The organism is Brevibacterium yomogidense, assembly GCF_016107685.1.
Lineage (GTDB): Bacteria > Actinomycetota > Actinomycetes > Actinomycetales > Brevibacteriaceae > Brevibacterium > Brevibacterium yomogidense.
On the sequence record NZ_JABASY010000001.1, the window covers coordinates 832,857 to 858,773 of the forward strand.

14 protein-coding genes and 1 riboswitch are annotated in these 25,917 nt (G+C 69.9%); of the genes, 10 read left to right on the plus strand and 4 right to left on the minus strand.

The window, feature by feature from the left end; genetic code table 11:
• The first annotated feature begins 654 nt into the window (after positions 1-654).
• Together JFC09_RS03515 and JFC09_RS03520 are read left to right on the plus strand one after the other, a co-directional pair.
• The gene (locus JFC09_RS03515) at positions 655-3,303 is read left to right on the plus strand and encodes a helix-turn-helix transcriptional regulator (protein WP_198392561.1); all 2,649 of its coding nucleotides are present in this window, start codon (positions 655-657) and stop codon (positions 3,301-3,303) included.
• Entirely contained in the window at positions 3,300-6,152 is a 2,853-nt protein-coding gene (locus JFC09_RS03520; protein WP_198392562.1) for a helix-turn-helix transcriptional regulator, read from the plus strand. The genes JFC09_RS03515 and JFC09_RS03520 overlap by 4 nt, the downstream gene beginning before the upstream one ends.
• A 20-nt stretch (positions 6,153-6,172) precedes the next feature.
• Here JFC09_RS03520 and JFC09_RS03525 read toward each other — a convergent pair whose 3' ends face one another.
• Positions 6,173-6,931 carry a LamB/YcsF family protein gene (locus tag JFC09_RS03525; RefSeq protein ID WP_198392563.1) on the minus strand — a complete coding sequence of 253 codons (759 nt, stop codon included), beginning with the start codon at positions 6,929-6,931 and terminating at the stop codon, positions 6,173-6,175.
• A 90-nt stretch (positions 6,932-7,021) separates the two neighbouring features.
• A riboswitch (glycine riboswitch) is annotated at positions 7,022-7,108 on the plus strand.
• Between the two features lie 119 nt (positions 7,109-7,227).
• Here JFC09_RS03525 and gcvP point away from each other — a divergent pair.
• The 6 genes from gcvP (at position 7,228) to JFC09_RS03555 (ending at position 18,085) form a co-directional block, all read left to right on the plus strand.
• The gene (gcvP, locus tag JFC09_RS03530; protein WP_198392564.1) at positions 7,228-10,188 is read left to right on the plus strand and encodes an aminomethyl-transferring glycine dehydrogenase; all 2,961 of its coding nucleotides are present in this window, start codon (positions 7,228-7,230) and stop codon (positions 10,186-10,188) included.
• 241 nt (positions 10,189-10,429) lie between these two features.
• Positions 10,430-11,584: a glycine cleavage system aminomethyltransferase GcvT gene (gcvT, locus tag JFC09_RS03535; RefSeq protein ID WP_198392565.1), complete on the plus strand. Its 1,155-nt coding sequence runs from the start codon at positions 10,430-10,432 to the stop codon at positions 11,582-11,584.
• Positions 11,585-11,637: 53 nt separating this feature from the next.
• Complete coding sequence (gene gcvH / locus JFC09_RS03540) at positions 11,638-12,039, plus strand: glycine cleavage system protein GcvH (RefSeq protein WP_198392566.1); 402 nt, start codon at positions 11,638-11,640, stop codon at positions 12,037-12,039.
• Positions 12,040-12,284: 245 nt separating this feature from the next.
• Entirely contained in the window at positions 12,285-13,691 is a 1,407-nt protein-coding gene (locus JFC09_RS03545; protein ID WP_198392567.1) for an L-serine ammonia-lyase, read from the plus strand.
• A gap of 314 nt (positions 13,692-14,005) precedes the next feature.
• Entirely contained in the window at positions 14,006-14,692 is a 687-nt protein-coding gene (locus JFC09_RS03550) for a hypothetical protein (protein ID WP_198392568.1), read from the plus strand.
• 159 nt (positions 14,693-14,851) lie between these two features.
• Complete coding sequence (locus tag JFC09_RS03555) at positions 14,852-18,085, plus strand: SdrD B-like domain-containing protein (RefSeq protein WP_198392569.1); 3,234 nt, start codon at positions 14,852-14,854, stop codon at positions 18,083-18,085.
• Between the two features lie 85 nt (positions 18,086-18,170).
• On the opposite strand, the gene JFC09_RS03560 is transcribed toward JFC09_RS03555, so the two are convergent.
• The 3 genes from JFC09_RS03560 to JFC09_RS03570 form a co-directional block, all read right to left on the minus strand.
• A complete protein-coding gene (locus JFC09_RS03560) occupies positions 18,171-19,100 on the minus strand; it encodes a VOC family protein (protein WP_198392570.1) in 930 nt (309 codons plus the stop codon).
• Between the two features lie 139 nt (positions 19,101-19,239).
• A complete protein-coding gene (locus tag JFC09_RS03565; protein ID WP_198392571.1) occupies positions 19,240-20,700 on the minus strand; it encodes an alanine/glycine:cation symporter family protein in 1,461 nt (486 codons plus the stop codon).
• Positions 20,701-20,810: 110 nt separating this feature from the next.
• The gene (locus JFC09_RS03570; RefSeq protein ID WP_232483034.1) at positions 20,811-22,007 is read right to left on the minus strand and encodes an aminotransferase-like domain-containing protein; all 1,197 of its coding nucleotides are present in this window, start codon (positions 22,005-22,007) and stop codon (positions 20,811-20,813) included.
• A 190-nt stretch (positions 22,008-22,197) separates the two neighbouring features.
• Here JFC09_RS03570 and JFC09_RS03575 point away from each other — a divergent pair, with 190 nt between their 5' ends.
• Together JFC09_RS03575 and JFC09_RS03580 are read left to right on the plus strand one after the other, a co-directional pair.
• A complete protein-coding gene (locus JFC09_RS03575) occupies positions 22,198-24,027 on the plus strand; it encodes an ABC transporter transmembrane domain-containing protein (protein WP_198392573.1) in 1,830 nt (609 codons plus the stop codon).
• Entirely contained in the window at positions 24,024-25,910 is a 1,887-nt protein-coding gene (locus tag JFC09_RS03580; protein WP_198392574.1) for an ABC transporter ATP-binding protein, read from the plus strand. Before JFC09_RS03575 ends, JFC09_RS03580 begins: the two co-directional genes overlap by 4 nt.
• The last annotated feature ends 7 nt before the right edge of the window (positions 25,911-25,917 follow it).

Here is a 25,917-nt window from a genome sequence, read left to right on the forward strand (position 1 = left end):
GACAGTGGGGCGCGGACCCCTGCCATTTCGCGGTTCTCACTCTTCTCGCGCGCCCGTTCGCGTGGGCCGCACCCCCAAGCTGGCCTGCGGATTCACAGCTGCCCTTCATGCAGTGCGCAGTGCACCGCGACCCGGGTGCCGCAGTGCTCCTGACATTCCGAACCTGGTTTGGTTACTATTGCGTAGTGAGTAGCAGCTGCATCACCGGTCGCCGCGCGATGACGGCAACTGCATGAGCACTGTCGTGCACGAGGAGATCCCAGCCCCTCCTCGACTGTGAACGGCAATGCCCACGGCGAAGCGGCGATTGTGAGCAGTGCTCACGGTGACGTGACGCCCACGACGAGGCGGACCTCCGCGTCTATGACGGTGGCGAGACGACGCAAGGGGCAAGCGACTGCTCCAACGACGTGATTGCTGCGACGACGGGACGGCCGCGGCACAGCGAGCCGACTGGCACAGCGAGCCGACTGGCACGACGAGACGACTGGCACCGCGAAGCGACTGACACGACGAGCCGAATGGCACGACGAAGCGACTGGCACCGCGAAGCGATCGCCGGGGCGAGTACGGCCGGTGTGCCGAGGGCGACGCCTGCGCGTGCGAGGACGAGCGGTGCGGTGGGGGAACCGGAGAGAAGTGGAAGGGGGCGGAATGAGCGATCCGACGGCGGCGCACGACGCGGTATCCGAGGCGTGGGCGCGGCAGAGCTCTCCCGTCGTCGTGCCCGGAGTGGACTTCGCCCCGTATCCCGAGCCCGTGCGGTTCCCCCATGCTTCCGATGCGGTCCCCTCAGCGCGTGGCGGTGCGGTGGGCGACGGTGCGGTGGGCGACGACGTCGACCCGTTCGATTCGCTCGCGTCGACGGTCCTCGAGCACATCCGGCGTCGGCGCGGTGCCGTCGTCGTGCTCACGGGCCCGTACGGGGCCGGGCACACGGATGTGGTGGGTGCCGTGAACCGCGGGATCCCCTCCGTGTCGGACAGCGGATTCGCCTACGTGCCCCGCGTCGATCTCCTGGGCGACGAGCATCTTCGCACCGTCGATGCGATCGTCCGTGAGGGCACGCGGCCGGTCCTCTTCACCGCGACCGAGGTCCCGGACCGGTACGCGAGTGTCCTGGGTTCCCAGCGCGGCCTGTCGCTGGCGCTCCGCCCGCTGGACCGCGGTGCCGCCGCGGCCGTCATCAGGCGACTCACGGGCGTGCAGCCGCTGGAACCCACTCTCACCTTCCTCCTCGAGCTCACGGGTGGTCTGCGTGGTCTGCTCGTGTCCACTGTGCACATGGGGCTGGCGGAGCGGTGGCTCACCCGTTCGGGGGGACGGCTGGTCGTCGGTCGTCCGCCGTCCTTCACGGACCGGGGTTGGGCGGAGCAGGAGATCGCCCTCATCGCCCGTGTGGTCGGGAAGGACGGGACGGCTCTCCTGTCGTCTCTCGCGGTCTCCGGTCCGCGGCCGCTGTCGGACGTCATGCGCGAGTCCGTGAGGCGGCGCGAAGTCGTTCGCCTGGAGCGGCTGGGGGTCGTGCGCTTCGACAACGCGGCCGTCGGCCTCCACCCCCCGCTCCTCGCCCATGCGCTGCGGCTCGTCGGCTCGGTGGGTGAGGAGCGTGCCCCGGGCATCAGCGGTCTCGGCGGGGCCGTCGGCCCCGCGAGCGCCAACCCCGCGACTGATGACCCCGCGGCTGATGACCCCGCGGCTGATGACCTCGCGAACGTCGAAGCCGTGGATGGCGACGGCACGGGTGACGACGGCGCGGTCCTGCGCGAGGCGCTGGCGGACCTGGAGCACGGGCTGCTGGGCAACGCATACCACCATCTGGAGGCGCTGGCCTCCCCTCGCGCCCTGGCGGTCCGGGCGATCGTCGACGCTGTCAACGGACGGCCGCGCACGTCCATGGAGACCCTCGGCTCCCTCGCGGAGTCGACGGGATCCCCCGATTACGCGGCACTCCGTGAGGTGGTGAAGGTCTTCACCGTGCGCGGTGTCGTGTTCCCCGACGAACAGGGACGCGGGGAGCCCTCCGACCCGCACCTGCGCGAGCTGATCCGAGCGGCGCGGGTCGTCAGCGACATGACGTGCACCTTCGCACCGACGACGGACGACGACGGTACGGGGTCGACGGCGTCGGACAGGGCCGCACGGCTCCTGGACGGCCTCTGCGGAACGGTGGAGGAGCCTCCGGAGGAGGACGACGTCCGACGCGCTGGCCCCTGCTGGGGATCCTGGTCCCGGGACGCCGGCGGACCCGACGGTCCTCCTCCGCCGGACTTCGTGGAGGTCTGCCGGGTCGTGGGCCGCGCGTTCGCGGCCGCGGTGCTCGGCCGTGACGACGATGCCCGCGCCGCGTTCGCGCTCCTGGAACAGATGGACCTCACCCGGCTGCCCGTCATCGGCTCGTCGTGGGTGGTCGAGCACGTGGGGCTCGCGCGGCTCCTCGTCGAGGTCGACGAGGACCCCGTCCCGCACGACTGGTTCGCAGGTGAGCCGCTCGGTCGGCCACTGCTGCGCAGCGTGTCGACGATGTCGTTGGAACTCTTGGGCGCGCTCTGCCGCGGTGGTGCGTCCCCGGACCTGCTGGGTCGGCTGACGGATCTCTGGGCGGTCTTCGAGACCCGGAAGCCGTCGGGGATCGTCACCCGCGACCACGTCGACGCGCTCGACTTCGCGGTCGCCGGTCCGATGTCGACTGACCTCATCGGGCCGCCCGGCGTCGACGTCGTCACGAACGAGCGCCGCCCCACGACTGTGAGTGTGCGGGCGGCGGTGGAAGCGGGCCGGCTGCTCCGCTGCGCGCCCGACGACCTCATCGAGGAATGGGCGGCGGGCGCGCGCGGTGCCCTCCCCGGGGTCACGCGGCTGCTGGCCCGGGCAGTGGTGCTGCGGCGGGTCGGCACCCTTCCCGCGCGGGTGTGCGGCGCATTCGCGGACATCGCGGAGGAAGCGGGAGTGGAACCGGAGGTCAGCGCGCTGCTGCGGGCCCGGGAGGCGGACGACCCGGAGGCGTACGACGCGGCACGCGACGTGCTGCGCCGCACCCGCCCCGCGCTCGTCGTTCCGCGGTGGGAGCCCGTCGGCCACGACCCGGCCCATTTCGAGCGCTCCCTGCGCACATCACGCCTGACGGGCCTCACCGCCCGCGAACGGGCCGTGGTCGTCCGCGTCGTGAGCGGTGACGGGACGGACGGGATCGCTGAGGCACTGGGCATCTCACCCCGCACCGTGGAGACGCACGTGCGGAACGCGTACCGGAAGCTCGGGGTGCACAGCCGCACCGAACTGCGAGCGGAGATCGTGCGATGACGGGACAGAGCCCCCCTGGGGCGGGAGGGGTGTCCGGATTGACGGGGACCGCAGCGGCGATGGGTCCGACCGGACGGCCGCGGGACACGGCAGGAAACGGCGAGGCGGCCTCGGCGACGGGATCCGACCGGCCGGGTGTCGGCCGGTCCACCGTCGCGCGCACGGCGGCCGGGCTGCTCACGACCGAGGGGTCGGGTGTGCTCGTCGTCCCCGGTCTGTGGGGGGCGGAGACCGCTGTCACCGCCGCCGAGGCCGTCGCCGGGTGCGCGCCCGTCCTCACTGTCACCGGTGGTGCGGGTGGGGGCGGGCACCTGGGCGACCTCGTCGCCGCTCTGCACGAGTCCGACCCGGCCATCGACTCCGCGGACACCGCACTGGCCGCGTGGAGGGCGCTGGGCGCGCGGGGTGCGGTCGTCATCGTGCGATCCGCCGCCGGACTGGACACCGCGACGGGTGAGGCCGTCGCGCAGGCCGCCGTCGTGGGGACACACCGGGCCCTCGTGGTGGCGGGGCACTTCGACGATCTCTGCGAGCCGCTCGCCCGCCGGGTGTCGGAGGGGCGGCTGCGCTGGTCGCGGGTCGAGCAGCTCGCGCCCACCGTGCTCGCCCGGGTCCTCGCGGAGCAGTGCGGCGACGCGGTCCCGTCCGTCGTGCTCGGACGCATCCACGCGCTCAGCGGAGGGCACCCCGCGCTGGTCGACCTCGTGATCGACGCCGCCGAGGACACCGGTGTCCTCACGTTCGAGGCGGACGGTCCGGTGTGGCGGTGGGACGAGGACGCCCTGCGGAGAGGGCTCGCCGACGAGTTCCCCGGCCTGCTCGACGGCTTCGACGGCGTGCACGCGAGCATCGTCACCTGCACCGGGCTGGGGTACGTGCTGCGCACCTCGCACCTCGCCCAGCAGTTCGCGCCGCGGACGATCGCGAGCCTGCGCGACACGGGCATCCTCGTGCCCTACCCGGGGCCGTACCCCCGGACCGCGCTCGTGCAGCTGGGCGCGACGGTGCTCGCGTGGGCGGTCCAGGAGACAGTGAGCCTCGGCGAGGACGTCGCCGCCTGGTACGACTTCGGGTCCGCCGGGGGAGCGGCGACCGGCGGCGGGCTCGCCCGCATCGCGCTGGGCGCCTGGCGCCTGCGGGTCGAACGGACCATCGCACCGGCAGAGGCGGCCCGCCTCGCAGAGGGGGCGCTCGCCCACGGCTGGCACGAGACCGCGGCTGCGCTCCTCGACGCCGTGCCCGCGGCGCCGAGCCGGGGACATCCCGATGACGCCGGCGTCCGGCTGACGGTGGCCATGCTGAGGGCTCGGGCGGCGTGGGCACACGGAGACGCCGACGGGGCGCTGCGGATCCTGGAGGAGAAGCGCAGTGAGCTATGGCCCGCGGAGGGGCCGACTCCGCGAGCAGGCAAGCATGCGGCGCTCCTCACGCTGCACCTGGCGTCGTTCCACCGCGTACGGGCATTCGAGGTCCTGGGCGGTGCGCAGTGGGCGGGGTCACTCCGCACGATCGTGGAGCACGGTCTCGTCACGGCCCGCAGGGCGGGGCTCAGTCTCCTCCCCGACGTCATCGTCGCACTCATGGACGACGACGAGGACCTGGCGCTGGCGCTCGTGCAGCGACAGGGCCTCTCCGTCGACTTCGTCGAGGAGGCGATCGCCCGCCTGTGGGTGGGCGGAGCCGCGGGCCTGCGGTCCGCCCACGACGTCGGGCGCCAAGTGCTGTCGTCCCTGCTCGACGACCTCGAGCGCGAAGGCGGGCTGCCGAACCTCGTGGAGTCCACGCGCGCCATCCTCCTCATCATCACGATGTTCGTGGGGTGGAGGGCGGACGACCTGCGGGTCAACGCGCGGGAATGGAACCTCGGCCGACTGTGGCACCCCGGCGCGCACACCGTCGACCAGCTCATCCGGTCGGTCGTGTCGATGCAGGACGACCGGATGGCCACGAGCATGCGCGCCGCGCTGTCGGCGGAGGATGCGGCGGCGGACCGGGACGCCTACGGGATGCGCGCGGTGGCGCTGTCGATGATCGCGGGTGCGGGCAGCTACCTGCGCGACGAGAGAGCGCGCGAGCACGAGGACGCGGCGCGGAGTGCGCTGGCCGGTCTGGACACCGCCGACCTCTTCCCCCATCTCCGCTACTTCGCGGAGGGGATGGCGCTCGTGGGCAGCGGGCCGCCCACGTCCGAGGTCTCCGCGCAGATCGTGGCAGTGGCGCACCGCGCCGCGGTCTACGGCGAGACGGCCCAGCACCAGCAGCTGCTGCTGCTCGCCATCCTGGGAGGGGACGAGCAGGCGATCCACGAAGGGCTGATGCTGGGCACCACGATCGGCAGCGGACGCGCGGGCATGATCCGGATGCTCGCGGAGGCGCTCGCAGCCGGGGCGGGCGATTCCGATGGCGGCCGGGACGGGGCGGGGGGATCCGAGCAGGCCGACCCGCTCGACACGGCGGACGCCTTCGTCACGGCGCGGACCCGCTACCTCGCACACACGGTCCTCGCGGCGCGCTGGGCTCGGGAGACGGCGGGCGGGGCCGCCGCCTCGCACCGGCTCATCCGCATGCTGCTGCGGGTGAACGGGGAGTCGACGGAGTACTCGTGGCTGCTCGACACGACGGCGCCGGAACTGCGGCTGAGCGACCGTGAGACGGTCCTCGTGAAATGCCTCCACGACGGGGAGGCGACCGGCACCATCGCCTCCCGACTGGGACTCTCCCCGCGCACCGTCGAGGGGATCATCTCCCGCCTCCTCACCCGGTTCGGCGTCGCGAACCGACTCGAGCTGGTCCGCCTGGTCGGGGAATTCGCGGACCCGACGGCCCCGAAGACCACGACCCGCAGCTGAGGTGTCTGCCCGGGCTGTGTTCACGCAAAGCCGCGGATCGTCACCCCGGCCTCTTCGAGCGCGGCACGGATCGCGTGCGCCATCCGGACGGAACCCGGGGTGTCGCTGTGGACGCAGATGCTCCCGGCCTCGAGGTCGACGGGAGTGCCGTCCTCGGCGATGAGCACACCCTCCTCCGCGAACCGCAGCATGTTCTCCACGACCCGACCCTGGTCGTGGAGGACCGCTCCGGCGTGCGTGCGGGGCACGAGGGAGCCGTCGGAACGGTAGGCGCGGTCCGCGAACGCCTCGAGCACGACCCGCAGCCCGACCTCCTCGGCGCGGACCGCTGCCTGCGAGCGGGGCAGCAGGAGGAGTGCCAGGTCGGGATCGAAAGCCGCGACCGCATCGACGACCGCCTGTGCCTGGGCGGTGTCGTGCATGACGGCGTGCGCCAGCGCCCCGTGCGGTTTCACGTAGCGCATCGCGGTCCCCGCCGTCCGTGCGATCGCGGCGAGCGCACCCAGCTGGTAGAGGGTCTCCGCGTAGAGGTCCTCGTACGCGTAGGCGATGAAGCGGCGCCCGAACCCCGGCAGGTCGCGGTAGCCGACGTGCGCGCCGACCGTCACCCCGTGCTGGGCCGCAAGCGCCGACACCTGCGTCATCGTGCGCGCGTCGCCGCCGTGGAACCCGCACGCGATGTTGATGCTGGAGACGGAGCCGAGGATCCCCTCGTCGTCGCCCATGGTCCAGCTGCCGAACGATTCGGCCGCGTCGCTGTTCAAGTCGATGACATCCATGCGGACATCGTGGCACGTGGCGCCGCGGAGCGTGCGCGGGCGGTAGCGTCTGCCCTTCCGGTCGCCTATCCTGGTGTGCGACCGCCGATACGACACTGCGTGGGAGAGCCGCTGCTGCGGCGCCGTAGGTGCAATCCCTCCCCGGGAATCTCTCAGGCCCAGTACCACGCGATGTGCAGGCGACTCTGGAGCGGGATGCCGCCATCTTCACGGGTGGGCAGGACGTCGACAGAGCGGGGAGGACGAACCGACACGCGTCCGTCCCCGTGATGGACGCACCCGACGGAGGAGACTCGATGACCGCTGGAGCCGAAGCCCATACCCCTGATGCGGCCGCCGCACTGTCCCACCTGACCGCGACGAGCGGGGACTCCGCACGTCCGTTCGCCGACCGGCACATCGGTCCGCGCGCCCAGCAGACGCAGGAGATGCTCGCGACGCTGGGCTACGATTCGCTCGAGGCGCTGTCCGCAGAGGCGGTGCCGGAGAACATTGCCCAGGCCGCACCTCTCACCTTCGCGCCGATGGGTGAGCGCGAGACGCTCGAGCGTCTGCGCGAACTCGCCTCGAAGAACACGATGCGCGTCCAGATGATCGGCCAGGGCTACCACGACACGATCACGCCCGCGGTGATCCGACGCAACGTGGTGGAGAACCCCGCGTGGTACACGGCCTACACGCCGTACCAGCCGGAGATCAGCCAGGGACGCCTCGAAGCGCTCCTGAACTTCCAGACCGCGGTCCAGGACCTCACGGGCCTCGACATCGCGAACGCCTCCCTGCTGGACGAGGCGACCGCCGTGGCGGAGGCGGTCCTGCTCATGCGCCGTGCCTCGAAGAAGGGCACGACTGTCGTGCTCGACTCCGAACTGCACCCGCAGACGATCGCGATCGTCCGTGTCCGTGCCCGCGCGATGGACTTCTCCGTCCGCGTGGAGGACCTGTCGCAGGGCCTCATCGGTGAGGACGTGTTCGGCATCGTCGTCGCCCAGCCGGGCACGTCGGGCACGATCCGCACGTTCGACGACGCGATCGCCGGTGCGAAGGAGCGCGGTGCGTTCGTCACCTTCGCCGCGGACCTGCTTGCGCTCACCCTCCTGAAGGACCCGGGCTCCCAGGGCGCGGACATCGCAGTGGGCTCCGCCCAGCGGTTCGGCGTCCCCCTGTTCTTCGGTGGCCCGCACGCCGCCTTCATGGCCGTGAGGTCCGGTCTGCAGCGTCAGCTGCCCGGTCGGCTCGTGGGCGTCAGCTACGACACGGACGGCAAGCCCGGCTATCGCCTGGCACTCCAGACCCGCGAGCAGCACATCCGCCGGCAGAAGGCGACGAGCAACATCTGCACCGCTCAGGCGCTGCTGGCCGTCGTCGCGAGCTTCTACGCCGTCTACCACGGACCCATCGGACTCTCCCGCATCGCGTCGCGCGTCCACCGCCTCGCGACGGCGTTCGCGGACGCCGCCGTCACGGCGGAGGGCACTTCGCGGACACACGGCGACGACGCGGCGTTCTTCGACACCGTCGCACTCACCGTCCCGGATGCGGACGCCGCCGTGGCCGCAGCGAACGACGCCGGTGTGAACATCCGCCGCATCGACGCAACGACGATCGCGGTGAGCTTCGGCGAACCGCACACCGTGGCAGACGCGAACTCGGTGCTGAGCGCCCTGGGGGCGACCAGCACGATCGACGAAGCGGACTTCGAGGCCGCCGGGGAGGGTGCTTTCGGCGACGCCGCGATCGCCGCCCCCGCGTGGGACGAGGACCTGCACCGCACGACGGAGTTCCTCACCCACCCGATCTTCCGCTCCATCGGTTCGGAGACGCAGCTCATGCGCTACACGCGCACGCTCGCGGACCGCGACCTGGCGCTCGACCGGACGATGATCCCGCTGGGCTCCTGCACGATGAAGCTCAACTCCGCGGTGGAGATGGAGGCCATCACGTGGCCGGAGTTCGCCTCCATCCACCCGTTCGCCCCCTCGGAGCAGTCGGAGGGCTGGCGCGAACTCATCCAGGACCTCGAGGACATGCTCGTGGACGTCACCGGCTACGACCGTGTGTCACTGCAGCCGAACGCCGGCTCGCAGGGCGAATTCGCGGGACTGCTGGCGATCCGCCGCTACCACCTGGCGAACGGTGACGAGTCCCGCCGCATCTGCATCATCCCCCAGTCGGCACACGGCACCAACGCGTCGTCCGCGGTGCTCGCGGGCCTCGACGTCGTCGTCGTGAAGACGGCGGAGGACGGGTCGATCGACCTCGAGGACCTCGACGCGAAGATCGAGAAGCACGCGGAGCAGCTCGCCGGCATCATGATCACCTACCCGTCGACGCACGGTGTCTTCGAGGAGGATGTCCGCGCCGTCTGCCAGAAGGTGCACGACGCGGGCGGCCAGGTGTACGTCGACGGTGCGAACCTCAACGCGCTCATGGGGCTCGCGCAGCCGGGCGAGTTCGGCGGCGACGTGTCCCACCTCAACCTGCACAAGACGTTCTGCATCCCCCACGGCGGTGGCGGCCCCGGCGTGGGCCCGGTCGCGGTGCGCGAGCACCTCGCCCCCTACCTGCCGGGCGACGCGACGGACCCCCGCCTGGTCGACGGCGAGTTCGACGGTCTGGGCGACCCGATCAGCGCCTCCATGTTCGGCTCCGCCGGCGTGCTGCCGATCAGCTGGGCGTTCCTGCGCCTCATGGGCGGCGAAGGGGTGACGGAGGCGGCCCGCACGGCGCTGCTCACGGCGAACTACGTGTCGAAGCAGCTGGCGGACTCCTTCCCCACCCTCTACGCCGGTGACACCGGGCTGGTCGCCCACGAATGCATCCTCGACCTGCGGGCTCTCACGCAGAAGACGGGCGTGACGGCGGAGGACGTCGCGAAGCGGCTCATCGACTACGGCTTCCACGCCCCCACCCTCGCGTTCCCCGTCGCCGGCACCCTCATGGTGGAGCCGACGGAGTCCGAGGACAAGGGCGAGATCGACCGCTTCATCGAGGCGATGCGCTCGATCCGCGCGGAGATCGACGCGATCGGCACCGACTACTCGTACGACGAGTCGCCGCTCAAGAACGCACCGCACACCGCGACGGCGGTCATGGACGACTGGGACGAGAAGTACACGCGGGAGACCGCCGTCTTCCCCGTCCAGGGGCTGCGCCTCACGAAGTACTTCCCGCCGGTCCGCCGGATCGACGGCGCGTACGGCGACCGCAACCTCGTCTGCTCGTGCCCGCCGCCGGAGGCCTTCGAGACCGTCTGAGCCGTCTCACCGGGACGTCCCCGGGCCCCGGCAGACCGCTCTCCGGCCCGGTCCAGCCCCTGACCCGCTCACACACGGACCCGCCCCCACACGGAGCCCGCCCGCGCTGGGTGCCGCACGGCACCTCGGGCGCGGGCGGGGTGTGGCGGACCCGTCCGGCCCTGGGTCCTCTCCAACTCCGGCCACCCCTCCAACCCTGGCCCCTCTCCATCTCTGCACCGTCGCACCACAGGAGTCACCGATGACCAAGACCACGTCCCTCCACGACCTGCACGCCCGGCTGGGCGCCTCCTTCACCGACTTCGGCGGCTGGGACATGCCGCTCAAGTACGGTTCCGAACTCACCGAGCACCGCGCGGTCCGCGAATCCGCCGGCCTCTTCGACCTGTCCCACATGGGTGAGGTGCGGGTGGCCGGCGCGGACGCCGCCGCGTTCCTCGACTACGCGCTGCTCGCGAAGTACTCGATCGTGAAGAACGGCCGCGCGAAGTACGGGCTCATCGTCGACGAGTCCGGCCACGTGCTCGACGACCTCATCACCTACCGCATCGCGGACGACGAGTTCCTCGTCGTGCCGAACGCGGGCAACGCCCCCGCCGTCGCCGAGGCGCTGACCCTGCGGGCGCACGACTTCACCTCCCAGCTGGTGCCGGGGGCGGACGTGACCGTCGCCGACGAGTCGCCGGAGACCTCGCTGGTCGCCGTGCAGGGGCCCCAGTCCGAGGCCGTCCTCCTCACCGTCGTGAGCGGGGGCGACGAAGCCGCGCAGACGGTGAAGGACCTCGCGTACTACTCATGGACCCGGATCGTCCTCGCCACCGCGGCGGGGGAGAAGGACGTGTTCCTCGCACGGACCGGCTACACCGGTGAGGACGGGTTCGAGATCTACCTGCCGAACGACGCGGCGGAGCCCGTGTGGGAGGCGCTGGTCGCCGGGGCGGAGAAGGCGGACATCGCACTCACCCCCTGCGGTCTGGCAGCGCGTGATTCGCTGCGCCTGGAAGCGGGCATGCCGCTGTACGGCAACGAGATCACCCTCGAGACGACACCGGCGGACATCGGCATGGGCAAGGTGATGCAGAACGCGCTCAAGCGGGAGCACCTCTTCGCACGGGACGCCCTCGCCGCGATCGCGGAGACGGAGCCCGCGCGGAAGCTCGTGGGCCTCGTGTCCGACGGCCGCCGTGCGGCCCGCGCCGGGTCCGACGTGCTGGTGGGCGGCGAGGTCGTGGGCACCGTGACCTCCGGCCAGCCGGCACCCAGCCTGGGGCACCCGATCGCGCTCGCGTTCCTCGACCAGGCGCATACGGCCGAGGGCACGGAGCTCGACGTCGACATCCGCGGCAAGGTGCACCCGTTCCGCATCGTCGCGCTGCCGTTCTACTCCCGCGGCTGACCCTCTCAGGCTCCCGTCGTCCACTGCACAGAAACAGAAAGAGAAGGACCACCATGGCTGAACTGCCCCCACTGCCCAAGGACTACTCGTACTCCGCCGAACACGAGTGGGTGAACGCGGCGGCGGACGCCGTCGCCGGCACCACCGTGCGGGTCGGCATCACGGCTGTCGCCTCCGACGCACTGGGCGAGGTCGTCTACGTCGAGACCCCCGAGGTGGGCGACACCGTCACCGCCACCACCGTCTGCGGTGAGGTCGAGTCGACGAAGTCGGTCTCCGACCTCTACTCCCCGGTCACCGGTGAGGTGACCGCGGTGAACGAACTCGTCACCGCCAACCCGGGGATCCTCAACACGGACCCCTACGGCGAGGGCTGGCTGTTCGAGGTCGCCGTCACAGAAGCCGGTCCCCTCATGGACGACGCGGCGTACGCGGAGGCCAACCACCTCTCCTGAGGTGACAGGGCCACTGTGGGTGAGGCGGCATGGCCGGCTCTCCTGAAGTGACCCGACCACTTCTCGTGAGGTGGGCCAGCCACCTCTGATGAGGTGACACAGCCACCTCTCGTGAGGTGGCGTCCACCTCGTGAGGGGTGGGCCCCGGGCGGGTGCCGTGCGCACCCGCCCGGACCGGGGCCTCGGCGGCCTCGGAATGACAGGTCGACGACGCCCTGTCACGACACATGCGTTTGGAGGCACACATGCCCATCAGCGTCTTCGATCTCTTCACAGTGGGGATCGGCCCCTCGAGTTCGCACACGGTCGGCCCCATGCGGGCGGCAGCGAGTTTCGTCGACCTCGTCGGAGACCGCGTCGGCGACGTCGCGGCACTCGAAGTCGATGTCTACGGATCCCTCGCGGCGACCGGGAAGGGCCACGGTACGTTCGATGCGATCCTGTTGGGTCTCGAAGGATGCCAGCCCGACCAGGTCCTGCCGGACGAGGTGGACGAGCGGATCGCGCGGATGACCCAGACCGGCATCATCCGGTTCGGTGACAGCGTCGACCTGCCGTTCACCGTGGGCGACATGCGGCAGCGACCGCTCACTGTCCTGGAGCGGCACACGAACGCACTCGAACTGCGGGCCCGCAGCGCGACCGGTGAGGACCTGGCCCACGAGATCTACTATTCGGTGGGTGGCGGGTTCGTCGTCACGCAGTCGGATGAGGAGAAGGCGGTCATCGGCACAGCGGCCGGCGACTCCGCCCGCAAACCGGCGAGGCCCTACGACTTCACGACCGGGGACGGGCTCATGGAGATCGCGAACACGGAAGGCCTCGACATCTGGCAGGTCATGCTCGCGAACGAGCTGGGCGCCGGGCGCACGGAGCAGGAGGTCCGCGACGGACTCCTGCACATCGCCCGGGTGATGGAGGAATGCGCCGCGAACAGCCTCGACCGGTCGGGGCACCTGCCCGGCGGGCTGAAGGTCCGCAGGCGCGCGCACGACTGGTTCCTGCGGCTCAAGGAGGAGGACCCGGACCGCGACCCGCGTTACTACCAGGAGTGGGTCAACCTCATCGCGCTGGCAGTCAACGAGGAGAACGCGAGCGGCGGTCGCGTCGTCACGGCGCCGACGAACGGGGCCGCCGGGATCATCCCCGCCGTGCTGCACTACGCGCTCAACTACGTCGACTGGGTGCTGGAGGGCGGCGACGAGGCACGGGACGAGGCGACGGTGAGGTTCCTGCTGACCGCCGGCGCGATCGGGGTGCTCTACAAGGAGGGCGCGTCGATCTCCGGTGCGGAGGTGGGCTGCCAGGGTGAAGTGGGATCCGCGTCGTCCATGGCGGCCGGTGGCCTCGCGGAGGTGCTGGGCGGCACCGTCGAGCAGGTCGAGAACGCCGCGGAGATCGCGATGGAGCACAACCTGGGGCTCACGTGCGACCCGATCGCCGGTCTCGTCCAGGTGCCGTGCATCGAGCGCAACGCGATCGGTGCGGGGAAGTCCATCAACGCCGCGAAGATGGCGATGTGGGGCGACGGCGAGCACTTCGTGAGCCTCGACGAGGTCATCGCGACGATGAAGGCCACCGGCGCGGACATGAGCGACAAGTACAAGGAGACCGCGATGGGCGGGCTGGCCGTCAACGTCGTGGAGTGCTGAAACGGCTGGTCACACGAGCCGCGGCGGACCAACGCGAGGACAGTGCGGGTCGCAAAGTCATACATCGTCACGAATGGTATGAAAGCGTCACTGGAGCAATGGGACCCTGAGAGTTTCTTGGCAATTTGTTTCCCGTGGTGATACGTTCGTCATGAGTATCATTCTCATCACGAAGTACCACCTCGGGAAGGCGCATGAATAAAATTCAAACGCGGGGGTTCCTGTCCCGCTTCCGGAAGGGCGGTCGGCAGACTGTTCGCAGAGGCCGACTGGCCATTGCGTTCGTCACGGCCCTCACTCTCATTCTTCCTTTCGTGTTCACCAGCGCCGGGGACATCGCTCACGCAGCGACCCCCGGCGTCAGTGTGACCGTCGACGACTCAGGCCAGTCCTACGACGGGACTGAGGTCGTCGGCGAGAACGACACCATGGCGATGCGGGTCCAGTACGAGTCGGAGGCGGCAGGCAGCACTGTCGCCATCGAGCTGAGCGACCTGGTGGAGATTCCGGGCCTGCCGGGCGGCAACTCCGCGATCTCCAGCATCGAGCGCGATCCCGACAATCCGAACGTCATCCTCATCACCTTCGTCGATGAGTGGCCCTCGGATGTGAATCAGGGTGTCCTCCGGCTGGACTTCGTCTTCAACGAGGTGGAGAAGAGCTCCCACGAGACGCTCACGTGGACGGTCGACGGCGAGGAGGCGAGCCGCGAGATCATCATCCGCAACGAGGGTGACAACTTCGCGAACGTGAGCAACTCCTCCCACAAGGGCGTCACGAACCACGGCGGCATCGCGGATTTCATCACCATCACCGACAAGGTGGTGTCGATCGACGAGGACATCATCGGTGCGCCGATCACCTACGTCCTCAACGTGAGCACGGAAGAGGCGCAGGACGGCTACTCGATAACCGACCAGCTTCCGGACGAACTCGTCTACATCGAGGACTCCTTCGCACTGGAGCAGACCTCGTGGGACGAGGACGGCCTGAACCAGTAGCAGAACGACCTCGACTTCGCGCCGGAGATCGACGGCAACGCATTCGAAGCCACGGTCGACCTGCCCGGCCCGTCGCTCAACCGGATCACCTACCAGGCGACGGTCGCGGACCAGGACGCCCTCGAGGCCCTGCGGGACAAGATCCAGGAAGCGTACGACATGGCGTGGGACAACGCGCAGACGTCGTTCGACTTCGTGCTGACGAATGTCGCGACGCTGGGCGGCGAGGACCGTTCGGCCGACCTGGGGATCCACAAGGCGATCGAAGGCATGGAAGGCCCGAACATGGGCGATGTCTTCTCCAAGTCGTCTGACTGGCAGACGACCGACGTCGAGCCGGCCGAGGACGGCACGCTCGATCCCGCGGTCGACATCACCTACAGGATCGGTGTCAACCTCAACCAGTTCGACGGCAGCAATCCCAACAAGGAGCTGCGGGAGAACTTCGTCGTCCGCGACGATCTGCCCAGCCAGGGCACGTGGCAGGTCGACGACGCCGACTTCATCACGGCCGACGGCCTGACCCTCACGCGCCTCGATGATCTGCCGGGCAACTCTGACGGACTCTCGTGGACAGACCGCGCTGAACTCATGGCGGACGACGCATTCGTCAACATGTACTTCGTCGACGGCCAGGACATCTACATCAATGTCGGCAAGGACAGCGCTCTCGACACGACGCTGAACCTCAAGGCCACCATCGACACCGTGGACGGGCTGCACGACGCGCACATCATCCCCGGTGAGCTGCGGCACACGTTCGCCAACCGGGCCGAGGTGCGGTGGAACGAGGGCAAGACCGACGGTCGGAACCATGACGTCCACCTGCTCGAGCCGATCGAGAGCGATGACGGATGGAACTTCGCGGACTACTTCAACAAGTCCGTGGACGAGGATGCGATCGAGCTCCTGCCGGGCGAGACCACTGATGTCGGCTACACCTTCACGGTGGGTGCCGACAAGGGCATCGACCTGCGCTCGAGCACGATCGTCGACTACGTCGACGAGTCCGTGTACGACCTGTCCGATCTCGACGCGGTGCGCGATGCGCTGCAGGCCTCCTACGACTGGCAGGAGATGGACAGCTCCCACTTCGACGTGACGCAGAATGCGGACGGAGATCTGGAGATCGCGCTGTCCGACGCCGGTGTGGCGTTCGTCGACGAGCGGGGCGCTGACAAGCACTTCTCGCTCACGCTGACGCTCACGACGCACCCGCTGATCGGCAAGGACACGTTCGAGGTCAACAACTACGCGACCCTGTTCGGTTCTGATGACGAGGCGCTGTTCTGGTCGGAGGTCGAGTCCGAGGTCACGTCGTTCGGTGACGAGGCGGAGGTCCGCAAGACGGTCCGCGACACCCCGAACGAGCTGTGGACCGACAACCTCCGCGCCGAGGTCGACGCCGACGGCAATCTGGTCAACGACCTGTTCGTCTACAACATCGAGCTGGTCCCGCACGGCACCTACGACCATGTTCCGATCATCCCGCTGTACGACCGCCTGCCCGCAGGACTGTCGTTCGAAGGGTTCGTGAACGACGGTGACGTCGACACGGGTGCGAACCCGACGACGGGTACGAAGGATCTGGTCGGCAACGTGCAGGCCAGGTTCGAGGAGCCGTCGGACGACGCGCCGCAGGGCACTGTCGTCGTCGAGCAGAAGCCGGGCACGACCCTGGACAAGTCCCAGGGCAACCCCTCGGTGAACATCCTCGTGAAGGTGACGGACTTCGAGGCTGACGAAGCGATCGTCAACATGATCGGGAACGTCAGTGCGACGATCACACCGTCGGACGGCTACCCGCTGTCGATCGCCAAGGTCGATGCGATGTACCCGGACGTCATCATCGATGATGCTGACGCACTCTTCCAGATCCGCGACGCGGATGGCACCATCGTCGTCGACGAGGCGTTCGTGGAGAACGGCGCGCTGCGCGTGCTCGACGCCAACGGCGACGTGAAGAACGTCAAGGTGGACGAGCCGGGAACGTACACGGTCGAGGAGATCAACGCCCCGTCCGGATACGAGGAGACCGATCAGACGATCACCGTCGTGGTCGACGAGAACGGCTCCTCCAGCTCGGTGAAGTTCCCCAACACGCCGCTCACCTATGCGGTGGGTGACTTCGTCTGGATCGATGCCGACGGCAACGGTCTGCAGGACGACGACGAGGTGCTGTCGGATGTGAAGGTCACGCTGCTCGACGGTGAGGGCAAGGAGGTTGCCACCACCACGACGGACTCGGAGGGGCGCTACCTCTTCGACGAGCTGCCCGCCGGTGATTACCAGGTGAAGTTCGAGCTGACGGAGGAGCAGGCGGAGCTCTACGAGTTCACGCAGGCCGACGCCGGCGACGACGATGGTCTGGATTCGGACGCTGATCCGGAGACGGGTCTCACGCCGGTGTTCACTCTGGACGGCTCCAGCCCGGGACTGGTCACGGACTACGACAAGGATCTGCGCTCCACGCAGGGCATCGACCCGACATGGGATGCCGGTGTCGTGCTCAAGCCGGAGCCGCGCGTCTCTGTCGGTGACTTCGTCTGGATCGATGAGAACGAGGACGGTCGCCAGGACGACGGCGAGCCGGGTATCCCCGGTGTCGTGCTGGAGCTGACGGGTCCGGATGGTGAGCCGGTCGTCGATGTGAATGGCGATCCGGTTGGTCCGGTGACGACGGATGAGAACGGCAAGTACACGTTCGACAATCTGCCGGTGCTGGACGAGGACCAGTCGTACACGGTGACGATCAACCAGGATGAGTCGGCGGAGGCTCTCGAGCCGTACGTGCCGACGATCTCGGGTGAGGGTGACCGTGAGGGTGACTCCTCTGAGTGGTCCGCTGACTCGCAGGGTCTGACGGAGGACGGCGAGCGGGATGACACGCTGGACTTCGGGTTCATCCTGAAGCCGGAGCCGTCACCGACTCCGGATCCGACGGACGAGCCGACGGACGAGCCGACGCCGGACCCGACCCCGGACCCGACGGACGAGCCGACGGACGAGCCGACGCCGGATCCGACCGACGAGCCGACCGACGAGCCGACGCCGGATCCGACGGATGACCCGACGGACGATCCCACGGATGACCCGACGGACGATCCGACGGATGACCCGGTCGACCCGACGCCGACGGACGATCCCACGGTCGACCCGACGCCGACGGTGGACCCGACCGAGGATCCCACGGTCGATCCGACCGACGATCCGACGACCGGTCCTTCGCCCGATGAGGACGAGGACGGCGACGGAAGCGATCCGGACAGCCCGCGGGACGATGGGACGCTGCCGCGTACCGGGTTCAGCGGAATGACGGCCTTCGCAATCGGTCTGCTGCTGATGGCAGGCGGTGCAGTGCTCGTGTACCGGGCGCGCGCACGGCGGGCCTGACGGCTGAGTGACAGGACTCCGGGTTCCCCACAGCGGGGAGCCCGGAGTCCTTCGCATTCAGGGCGCGGATTGCAGTTGCTGCCGCTCAGCGCTCCAGGAGGTCTTCCGTCGTGGTGCCGGGGACGGCCACGGTCACGTGGGTGCCCCACGGGTCGGTGACGGTGACACGATCGCCGTCGTCCGCTGCTTGCAGATCCGCAGACTTCAGTCGTGACGCCAGTGCGTCGAGGTCGTCACGACCGGGAACGGTGATCGCGACGTCGCCGAGGCCCAGCCCGACCGCCCGCGGTCCCGCACCTGCGCTGTTCCACGTGTTCATCGCGACGTGGTGGTGATAGCCGCCGGCGGAGGCGAAGAGCGCTCCCGGGTGCGTGCCCAGCATGGTCTGGAAGCCCAGAGCTCCCACGTAGAAGTCGCGGGCCCGGGCGATGTCGCCCACCTGGAGGTGGACGTGACCGATGACGCCCGGGTGCTCCTCCGCGGTCTCCAGCGCTTCCTCGGTCAGGTGCTGCTGCAGGTAGGCGCGGGGGTCGAGGTGGATCGATGCCATCTCGACCTCGCCGTTCGGCCGGTAGGTCCAGGCGGAGCGGGGGCGGTCGCGGTAGAGCTCGATGCCGTTGCCCTCCGGGTCGGTGAAGTAGAACGCCTCGCTCACGAGGTGGTCGCTCGAACCGACGAAGGTGCTCTCCGGGTGCTGCGCGGCGCGCGCCACCGTGGCGGCGAGGGACACTGCGTCCTCGAACAGGAACGCCGTGTGGAAGAGGCCCGCCTGACGGGGGTCCACGTCGGGCAGCCCGGGGGTCGCGATGAGGCGGATGAGCGGCGCAGCGCCGCGCCCCAGAACCCGGTGGACGGCACGGCCCCGGCTCCGTTCCTGGAGCGGTGTGAGGGCGAGTGCCGTCGAATAGTAGGCACTCATCCCTTCGAGGTCGCCCACGTGGAGCGTGACCGCGTCCATCGTCGTGGCGGGGTGGAGGATTCGTTCGTCCGTCGACGGTGCTGCTGGGGTCGTCATGGTGTCTCCAAAGGGCGGCATGAGAAGGTGCCCCCACCCTATGTGGTTGAAGAGTCAACTACAAGGGTTTGTTGTGGAGGCCACCGTTCCGCGAGCGACCGGCCCCGCAGTCACATGCCTTCCGGTCCCTGCACCCGTGTCAGCGCGACCCGTGCTTCTCCCAGAACTCCGCCTGCGTCACCTCGTCCGTGCCGTCCCACGCGTCGATGCCTACGAGGTCCGGCATGCGGTCCTTATGGAAGCGGGGCTCGACCCCCTCGCGTCGCTGCTGCTGGTAGTCCTTCAGGATGCGCATGACGGTCCTGCTGAGCAGCAGGACGGCGATGAGGTTGATGAACGCCATGATCGCCATCGCGATGTTCGCCGCCGTCCACACCGCGTCGAGCGCCACGACGGACCCGAGGAAGACGGACACGACGACGATGAGCTGGTAGGCGTGCAGCGCGCGCTTCGAGTTCGTGAGGTACTCGATGTTGGACTGGCCGTAGTAGTAGTTGCCGAGGATCGAGCTGAACGCGAAGAAGAAGATCGCGACGGTGAGGAAGTGGACACCCCACTGGCCGACCTGGTCCGACAGCGCCGTCTGCGTGAGCTGCGAGCCCTGCGGTGAGCCGTACTCGGGGTTCGACAGCAGCACGATGAAGCCGGTGATGGAGCAGACGAGGATCGTGTCGAAGTAGACGCCCAGCGCCTGCACGAGCCCCTGCTTCGCCGGGTGCGAGGCGGAGGCCGTCGCCGCCGCGTTGGGGACGGAGCCGATGCCCGCCTCATTGGAGAACAGGCCGCGGCGGATGCCTTCCATCATGATGGTGCCGAGGGCGGCACCCGCGATCGAATCGAAGCCCACAGCCTGGGTGACGACCGTCGCGAGCATGGCCGGGACCTCGGCGATGTTGAGTGCGACGACGATGACGCCCAGGACCAGGTACAGGACCGCCATGACGGGGACGATGACGGCGGCGATCGCGGAGATGCGGTGGACGCCGCCCACGAAGATGATGCCGGCAGCGACCGCGATGATGGCGCCGACGACGACGGCGAAGAGGTTGCCGGAGGACTCCGCGTCGAAGCTCGCGGCGAGCGAGTCGGTGATCGAGTTCGACTGCACCGTGTTGAATACGATGCCGTACACGACCGCGACGATGACCGCGAAGAGAGCGCCGATCGCGGGGGCGTTCAGCCCCTTCGTGATGTAGTACGCGGGGCCGCCGCGGAATGCCGCACCGTCCCTGACCTTGTAGAGCTGGCCCAGCGCGGACTCCGCGAAGGCCGTGGCGCCACCCACCACCGCGGTGACCCACATCCAGAACATCGCGCCGGGTCCGCCGATGCTGATGGCGAGTGCGACGCCCGTGATGTTCGCGGTGCCCACGCGTGATGCCGCGGAGATGCAGAAGGCGCGGAAGGGGGAGATCGTCGGATTGCCGTCCGGGTCGTGGCCGGCAGGCTCGCGGATGACCTTGAACATCTCCGGGAGGAGACGCAGCTGGACGATACCCGTCCGGATCGTCAGGTAGAGGCCCACGGGGATGAGGACGGCGACGAGCACGTAGCCCAGGAAGCCGTCGACGCTGTCGATGAAAGTGAGGAACGCGTCCACGAGGAGAACCTTCCGGAGGGAGCGGAGTGTCGGTCAGTGCCTGTGCTCGTCGCACTCCGTACAGTCTGACACCCGATTCACGAGATGCGGATCTCCGGAAGCCCCCGGTTTCACTCGAATACGGTGCGCAGTCGCTTCAGCCCCTCGGCGATCACGTCGACGGAGTTCGACACGAAGCTCAGCCGCAGGGTGGACGGCTTGGGGTCCGCGACGTAGAACTGCATGCCCGGGATGTACACGACCCCCGCCTTCACCGCGTCCATGACGGACTCGCTCGCGTCGAACGGTTCGGGCAGCGTGGCCCACAGGAACATCCCGCCCATGGGGGTGTTGAGGGTGTACCCGGCCGGGAGGACCGAATCGAGCCCCTCGACCATCGCGTCCCGCCGCCTCCGGTACTCCGCCCGGATGGGCACCAGCTTCGCGTCGAGGTCGTTGTGGTCGAGCCAGTCGACCGCTGCCAGCTGGTCGATCGTCGAGGTCTGCAGCGAGGTGCCCTGCTTCGTCGTCGCGAGTGTCTCGAGCGCCTCCTGCGGGCCCCTGACCCAGCCGATCCGCAGACCCGGCGCCAGCACCTTCGACAGGGTCCCCAGGTAGAGCGACTTGTGTGTCAGCCGGGGGTCCGCGCTGATGGGCGTCATCGTCCAGTCGTCGTAGCGCAGCTCCGAATAGGGGTCGTCCTCGATGAGCCACACGTTGTAGCGGGCGAGTACGTCCGCGACTTCGCGCCGCCGGGATTCCGGCATCGTCACGCCGGTGGGGTTCTGGAACGTGGGGATGAGGTACACGGCGCGCGGCGCGTACTGGAGGATCGCGGCTTCGAGTGCTTCCGGCACCAGCCCGCCGGAATCGGTGTCGACCGGACGGAACTGCGCACGCGACAGGGCGAACGCCTGCAGTGCCGACACGAACGTCGGGTTCTCGGTCAGCACGATGGAGTCGGGGTCGAGGACGACCTGACCGATGAGTCCGAGTCCCTGCTGGGAGCCGGAGGTGATGAGCACGTCGTCGGCATCCGTCGCCAGCCCGTTGAGCGTCATCCGCTCCGCGACGGCCCGCCGCAGCTCCGGTTCGCCCTCCGTCGACGAGTACTGGAGTGCACGGGGGCCGTGTTCCTCGAGCACCCGCTGGTAGGACTTGCCGATCCCTTCGACGTCGAAGGCCTCGCTCGCGGGTGCGCCTCCCCCGAAGCTGATGATGTCGGGGTCCTGCGCCAGCGACAGCAGTGTGCGGATGGGGGAGCCGCCCAGGGAGGACACGTACGCGTTGAGCGGCGGCATGGGGCTGTGATGTGCGCGAGTGACCATGTTCACATGGTGACTGCGGGATGACGGGTCCGCAAGGGGACTCGCCTGCACAAACACGAGTTCCGCACGGCCCCTGCGCGCCGCATGCACACGGGCGAGGCGGCGGTCCGTCACGGAGCGCGATCGCGGGCCTCGATCGGGCATGGTCACAACCCCCGACCGGACACGATCCCGCCTAGGATGACGTCCGATGAACTCACCACCTCCGACCGGTTCGGGCCTGCTCGCGCGGGCGCTCCGCCGTCGACTCCGGCTCCTGCTGCCGGGGGTGGCGTCCCTGTCGCTGTGGCAGGTGTGCGAGGCGCTGGTGCCCGTGGCGATCGGTGTCGTGGTCGACATCGCGGTCATCCCGCTGTCGGTGCCGATGCTGATCGCGTCGGTCGCGGGGATCGCGGCACTGTTCGTCGTCCTGAGCTTCGGCTACCGGTTCGGTGCGCGCCTCTGCAACGCGGCCCGTGAGCACGAGGCGCACGCGCTCCGGGTGGAGGTCGCGCACGCAGCGCTCACCTCGCCGGACCTGCCGCCCGACCGCGCGTCCGGGGAGGTGCTGTCCATCGCGTCCGCGGATGCGGACCTCGCCGCCGAGGTCTTCGGCCACCTGGGCCGAGGTGCCGCCTCCGTGCTCGGCATGGTGGTCGCCGCCGTCGTCCTCGTCGTCGCGGACCCCGTGACCGGGCTCATCGTGCTCGTGGCCGTCCCGGTCGGGCTGGTCGTCGTCTCGCTTCCCAGCCGCGCCGTGTCCGCGAAGGCGGGCGACCAGCTCGCGGCGACAGCCCGGGCCGCGCAGTCCGCCTCCGACCTCATGCGCGGTCTGCGGGTGCTCAAGGCGCTGGGCGGGGCAGAGTGGGCGCGCCGCCGGTTCCGGGCCGTGTCCGACGAAGCCGCCGAGGCCGGGGTCGCCACCGGAGAGCGGTCCGGTCGGCTGAGTGCCCTGGGCGCGCTCGTCATGTCGACGGTGCTCGCCGTCGTGCTGGTCGTCGCGGGGCTGCGCCTCATCGAGGGGCAGCTGAGCGTGGGAGCCCTCATCGCCGTGCTGGGCATGACCGCGTTCCTCACGGAGCCGATGCGGGCACTCGCGGACATCGTGGGACTTGCCGCGCGCTCCCACGGTGCGGCGGTCCGCATCGCGGAGCTCCTCACCGCCCTCGCCCCGCCCACGGCGGACCCGAAGCATGCACCATCGGAGCCGTCCGAACCGTCCTCCGCCTCCCCATCGTTCGCCGTCACCCTCGAGGGCCGGCGTCTCACGGTCCGCGGACCGGTCGCCCTGGACGTCCCCGCGGGGACGTTCGTCTGCCTCGTCGCGGAGGACGACGGGCCGGTGCACGGCTTCCTCTCCGCCCTCGCAGCCTCTGCACGAGACGAGGGGCCGGGCCGTCTCCTCGTCGCCCCGCACGCGGTCGACCTCTTCGAGGGGACGATCCGCACGAACATCACGATGACGGCCGGGACTGCTGGGACTACTGGGACTACTGGGGCTGCCGGGGCTGCTGCGGTCGGCGGGGCCCCGTCGGACGCGGCGGGTGACGTCCCGTCGGCAGTCCTGGGGGCCTCGGGCGCGGATGAGCTGCTGGGACTGGTCGAGGGCGGCCTGGACCATGCGATCGAGGAGCTGGGCGGGAACCTGTCCGGCGGTCAGCGGCAGCGGATCGCGCTCGCCCGCGCCCTCCATGCCGACCCGGACGTCCTCGTCCTCGAGGAGCCCACCACTGCGGTCGACGCGGTGACGGAGGCGCGGATCGCGATCGGTGTCGCACGCCTGCGCCACGGAGTCGCCGTGGAGGAAGGGCCCGTTGCGGAGCCCGACGGCCCAGACCCGGGACATGCCGATGTCACCATGTCCGACGGTCCTGCCGCCCGGACGACGGTTGTCGTCACGTCGTCGCCCGCGTTCCTCGCGGTGGCGGACCGGGTGGTCTTCGCACACGGCGACGGCACGGCCGATTCCGGGACCCACGCGGACCTGGTGAACGCGGAAGGTCCGGCCGGTGACGCCTACCGCGCGGCGGTGATCCGATGAGCAACCGGTCTCAGTCCGCGGCGCCCCCGACCCTTCCCATCGCTTCCCGCCGCCGGGCCTTCTCCCGCCTCGCCCCGCACCTGCGCAGCCGTTCGGGGTGGATCGTGGTCCTGCTCGTCGCGGGGCTCGCGAATGCGGCGGCGGGGCTCGTGGGTCCGTGGGCGATCGGCCGGCTCGTCGACGCGCTGCCGGCCGGCGGAGGCGCGGACGTCGTCTGGACGGCGGCGGGCGCCGTCGCGCTCGCAGGTGTCGTCATGGCCATCGGGACGTGGGCGGGAGCGTGGGCGCTGGCCCGCGTGACGATGCCCGCAGTGGGCGACCTGCGGACGGACGTGGTGACGGCGGCGCTGTCGCTCGAGGCGCAGCGCGTCGAGCGGACCGGCACCGGCGACCTCGTGTCCCGCGTCGCCGACGACTCCCGCAAGGTGAGCGAGGGCGCCGCCCAGGTGCTGCCGCTCGTCGTCGAATCGCTGCTGGTGGTCGTCGTGTCCGCGATCGGCCTCACCGTCGTCGACTGGCGGCTGGGGCTCGTGGGGCTCATCGCGCTGCCGATGTACTGGCTCACGCTGCGCTGGTACCTGCCGCGGTCGGCGCCGATGTACCGGCAGGAGCGCGCCGCGATCGGAAGGCGCTCGGGTCGGCTGCTGGGCGGGCTGACCGGGGCGCGGACGCTGCGCGCCTACCGCGCCGAGCAGGTCGAGCTCACCCGCATCGACGACGCCTCCGCGGAGGCCCGCGACCTGTCGATCAGCGTGTTCCGGTTCCTCACCCGCGCTTTCAGCCGCAACAACCGCGCCGAGGCCGTCGTCCTCTCCCTGCTCCTCCTCACCGGGTTCTGGCTCGTGTGGGCGGGCGAGTCGTCCGCCGGTGCCGTGACGACGGCCGCGCTGGTCTTCCACCGGCTCTTCAACCCGATCGGCGCGCTCGTGGGCCTCTTCGACCAGGTGCAGTCCGCCGGGGCGTCCCTCACCCGCATGGTGGGCGTCATCGACGAGGCCGCCGGCACCGGTGCGACGCGTTCGAACACTGTCGCCGAGGTCCCGGATTCCGTCCGCGGACCCCGCAGCGTCGGTCTGCGCCTGGAGAACCTCTGGTTCACCTATGAGGACGACCCCTCGTCCGACAACCATGTGCTCCGCGGGGTCGACCTCGCGGTCGCACCGGGCGAGGTCGTCGCCGTGGTCGGCACGACGGGTGCGGGGAAGTCGACGCTCGCGAAGATCGCGGCAGGACTGGCCGCCCCGTCGCACGGCTGCGCCCGACTCGTGACGTCGCGACCGACTGGAGGGACCGTTCGCCCCGACGGGGCCGACCTGCCTGCCGGAACTGACCTGCCAGAGGGAACCGAGACCGGGCCGGACCTCGTCTCCATGCCCGAGGCCGTCCTCCGCTCCCACGTCGCGATGGTCGCCCAGGAGGTCCACACGTTCGTCGGCACGATCCGCGACAACGTGTGGCTGCCCGTGCCGGATGCCCCTGCAGACGCCGTCGAGCAGGCGCTGCGCACGGTCGGCGCGACGTGGGCGTTCGCACTGCCGCAGGGTCTCGACACGGTCGTGGGCGACGGGGGAGCACGGCTGTCCCCGCTCGAGGAGCAGATGATCGCGCTCGCCCGCCTCGTGCTCGCCGACCCGGACGTCGCGATCCTCGACGAGGCGACGGCCGAGGCCGGATCCGCCGGCGCCCACGTCCTCGAGGCCGCGGCCGCCGCCGCACTCGCGGGACGTGGTGCGATCGTGGTCGCCCACCGGCTCAGCCAGGCGGAGACCGCCGACCGCGTCCTCGTCATGGAGGACGGCTGCGTCGTGGAAGCGGGGACGCACCACGTCCTCGTCGCCGCGGGCGGACGCTACGCGCGGCTGTGGGAGGCGTGGGCCCGCTGACAGGTCG

Excerpts from the sequence above, each read along its gene's own strand:
- JFC09_RS03515 (WP_198392561.1), top strand. The coding sequence starts at position 655 with ATGAGCGATCCGACGGCGGCGCACGACGCGGTATCCGAGGCGTGGGCG.
- JFC09_RS03520 (WP_198392562.1), top strand. The coding sequence starts at position 3,300 with ATGACGGGACAGAGCCCCCCTGGGGCGGGAGGGGTGTCCGGATTGACG.
- JFC09_RS03525 (WP_198392563.1), bottom strand. The coding sequence starts at position 6,931 with ATGGATGTCATCGACTTGAACAGCGACGCGGCCGAATCGTTCGGCAGC.
- gcvP (WP_198392564.1), top strand. The coding sequence starts at position 7,228 with ATGACCGCTGGAGCCGAAGCCCATACCCCTGATGCGGCCGCCGCACTG.
- gcvT (WP_198392565.1), top strand. The coding sequence starts at position 10,430 with ATGACCAAGACCACGTCCCTCCACGACCTGCACGCCCGGCTGGGCGCC.
- gcvH (WP_198392566.1), top strand. The coding sequence starts at position 11,638 with ATGGCTGAACTGCCCCCACTGCCCAAGGACTACTCGTACTCCGCCGAA.
- JFC09_RS03545 (WP_198392567.1), top strand. The coding sequence starts at position 12,285 with ATGCCCATCAGCGTCTTCGATCTCTTCACAGTGGGGATCGGCCCCTCG.
- JFC09_RS03555 (WP_198392569.1), top strand. The coding sequence starts at position 14,852 with ATGGCGTGGGACAACGCGCAGACGTCGTTCGACTTCGTGCTGACGAAT.
- JFC09_RS03560 (WP_198392570.1), bottom strand. The coding sequence starts at position 19,100 with ATGACGACCCCAGCAGCACCGTCGACGGACGAACGAATCCTCCACCCC.
- JFC09_RS03570 (WP_232483034.1), bottom strand. The coding sequence starts at position 22,007 with ATGGTCACTCGCGCACATCACAGCCCCATGCCGCCGCTCAACGCGTAC.
- JFC09_RS03575 (WP_198392573.1), top strand. The coding sequence starts at position 22,198 with ATGAACTCACCACCTCCGACCGGTTCGGGCCTGCTCGCGCGGGCGCTC.
- JFC09_RS03580 (WP_198392574.1), top strand. The coding sequence starts at position 24,024 with ATGAGCAACCGGTCTCAGTCCGCGGCGCCCCCGACCCTTCCCATCGCT.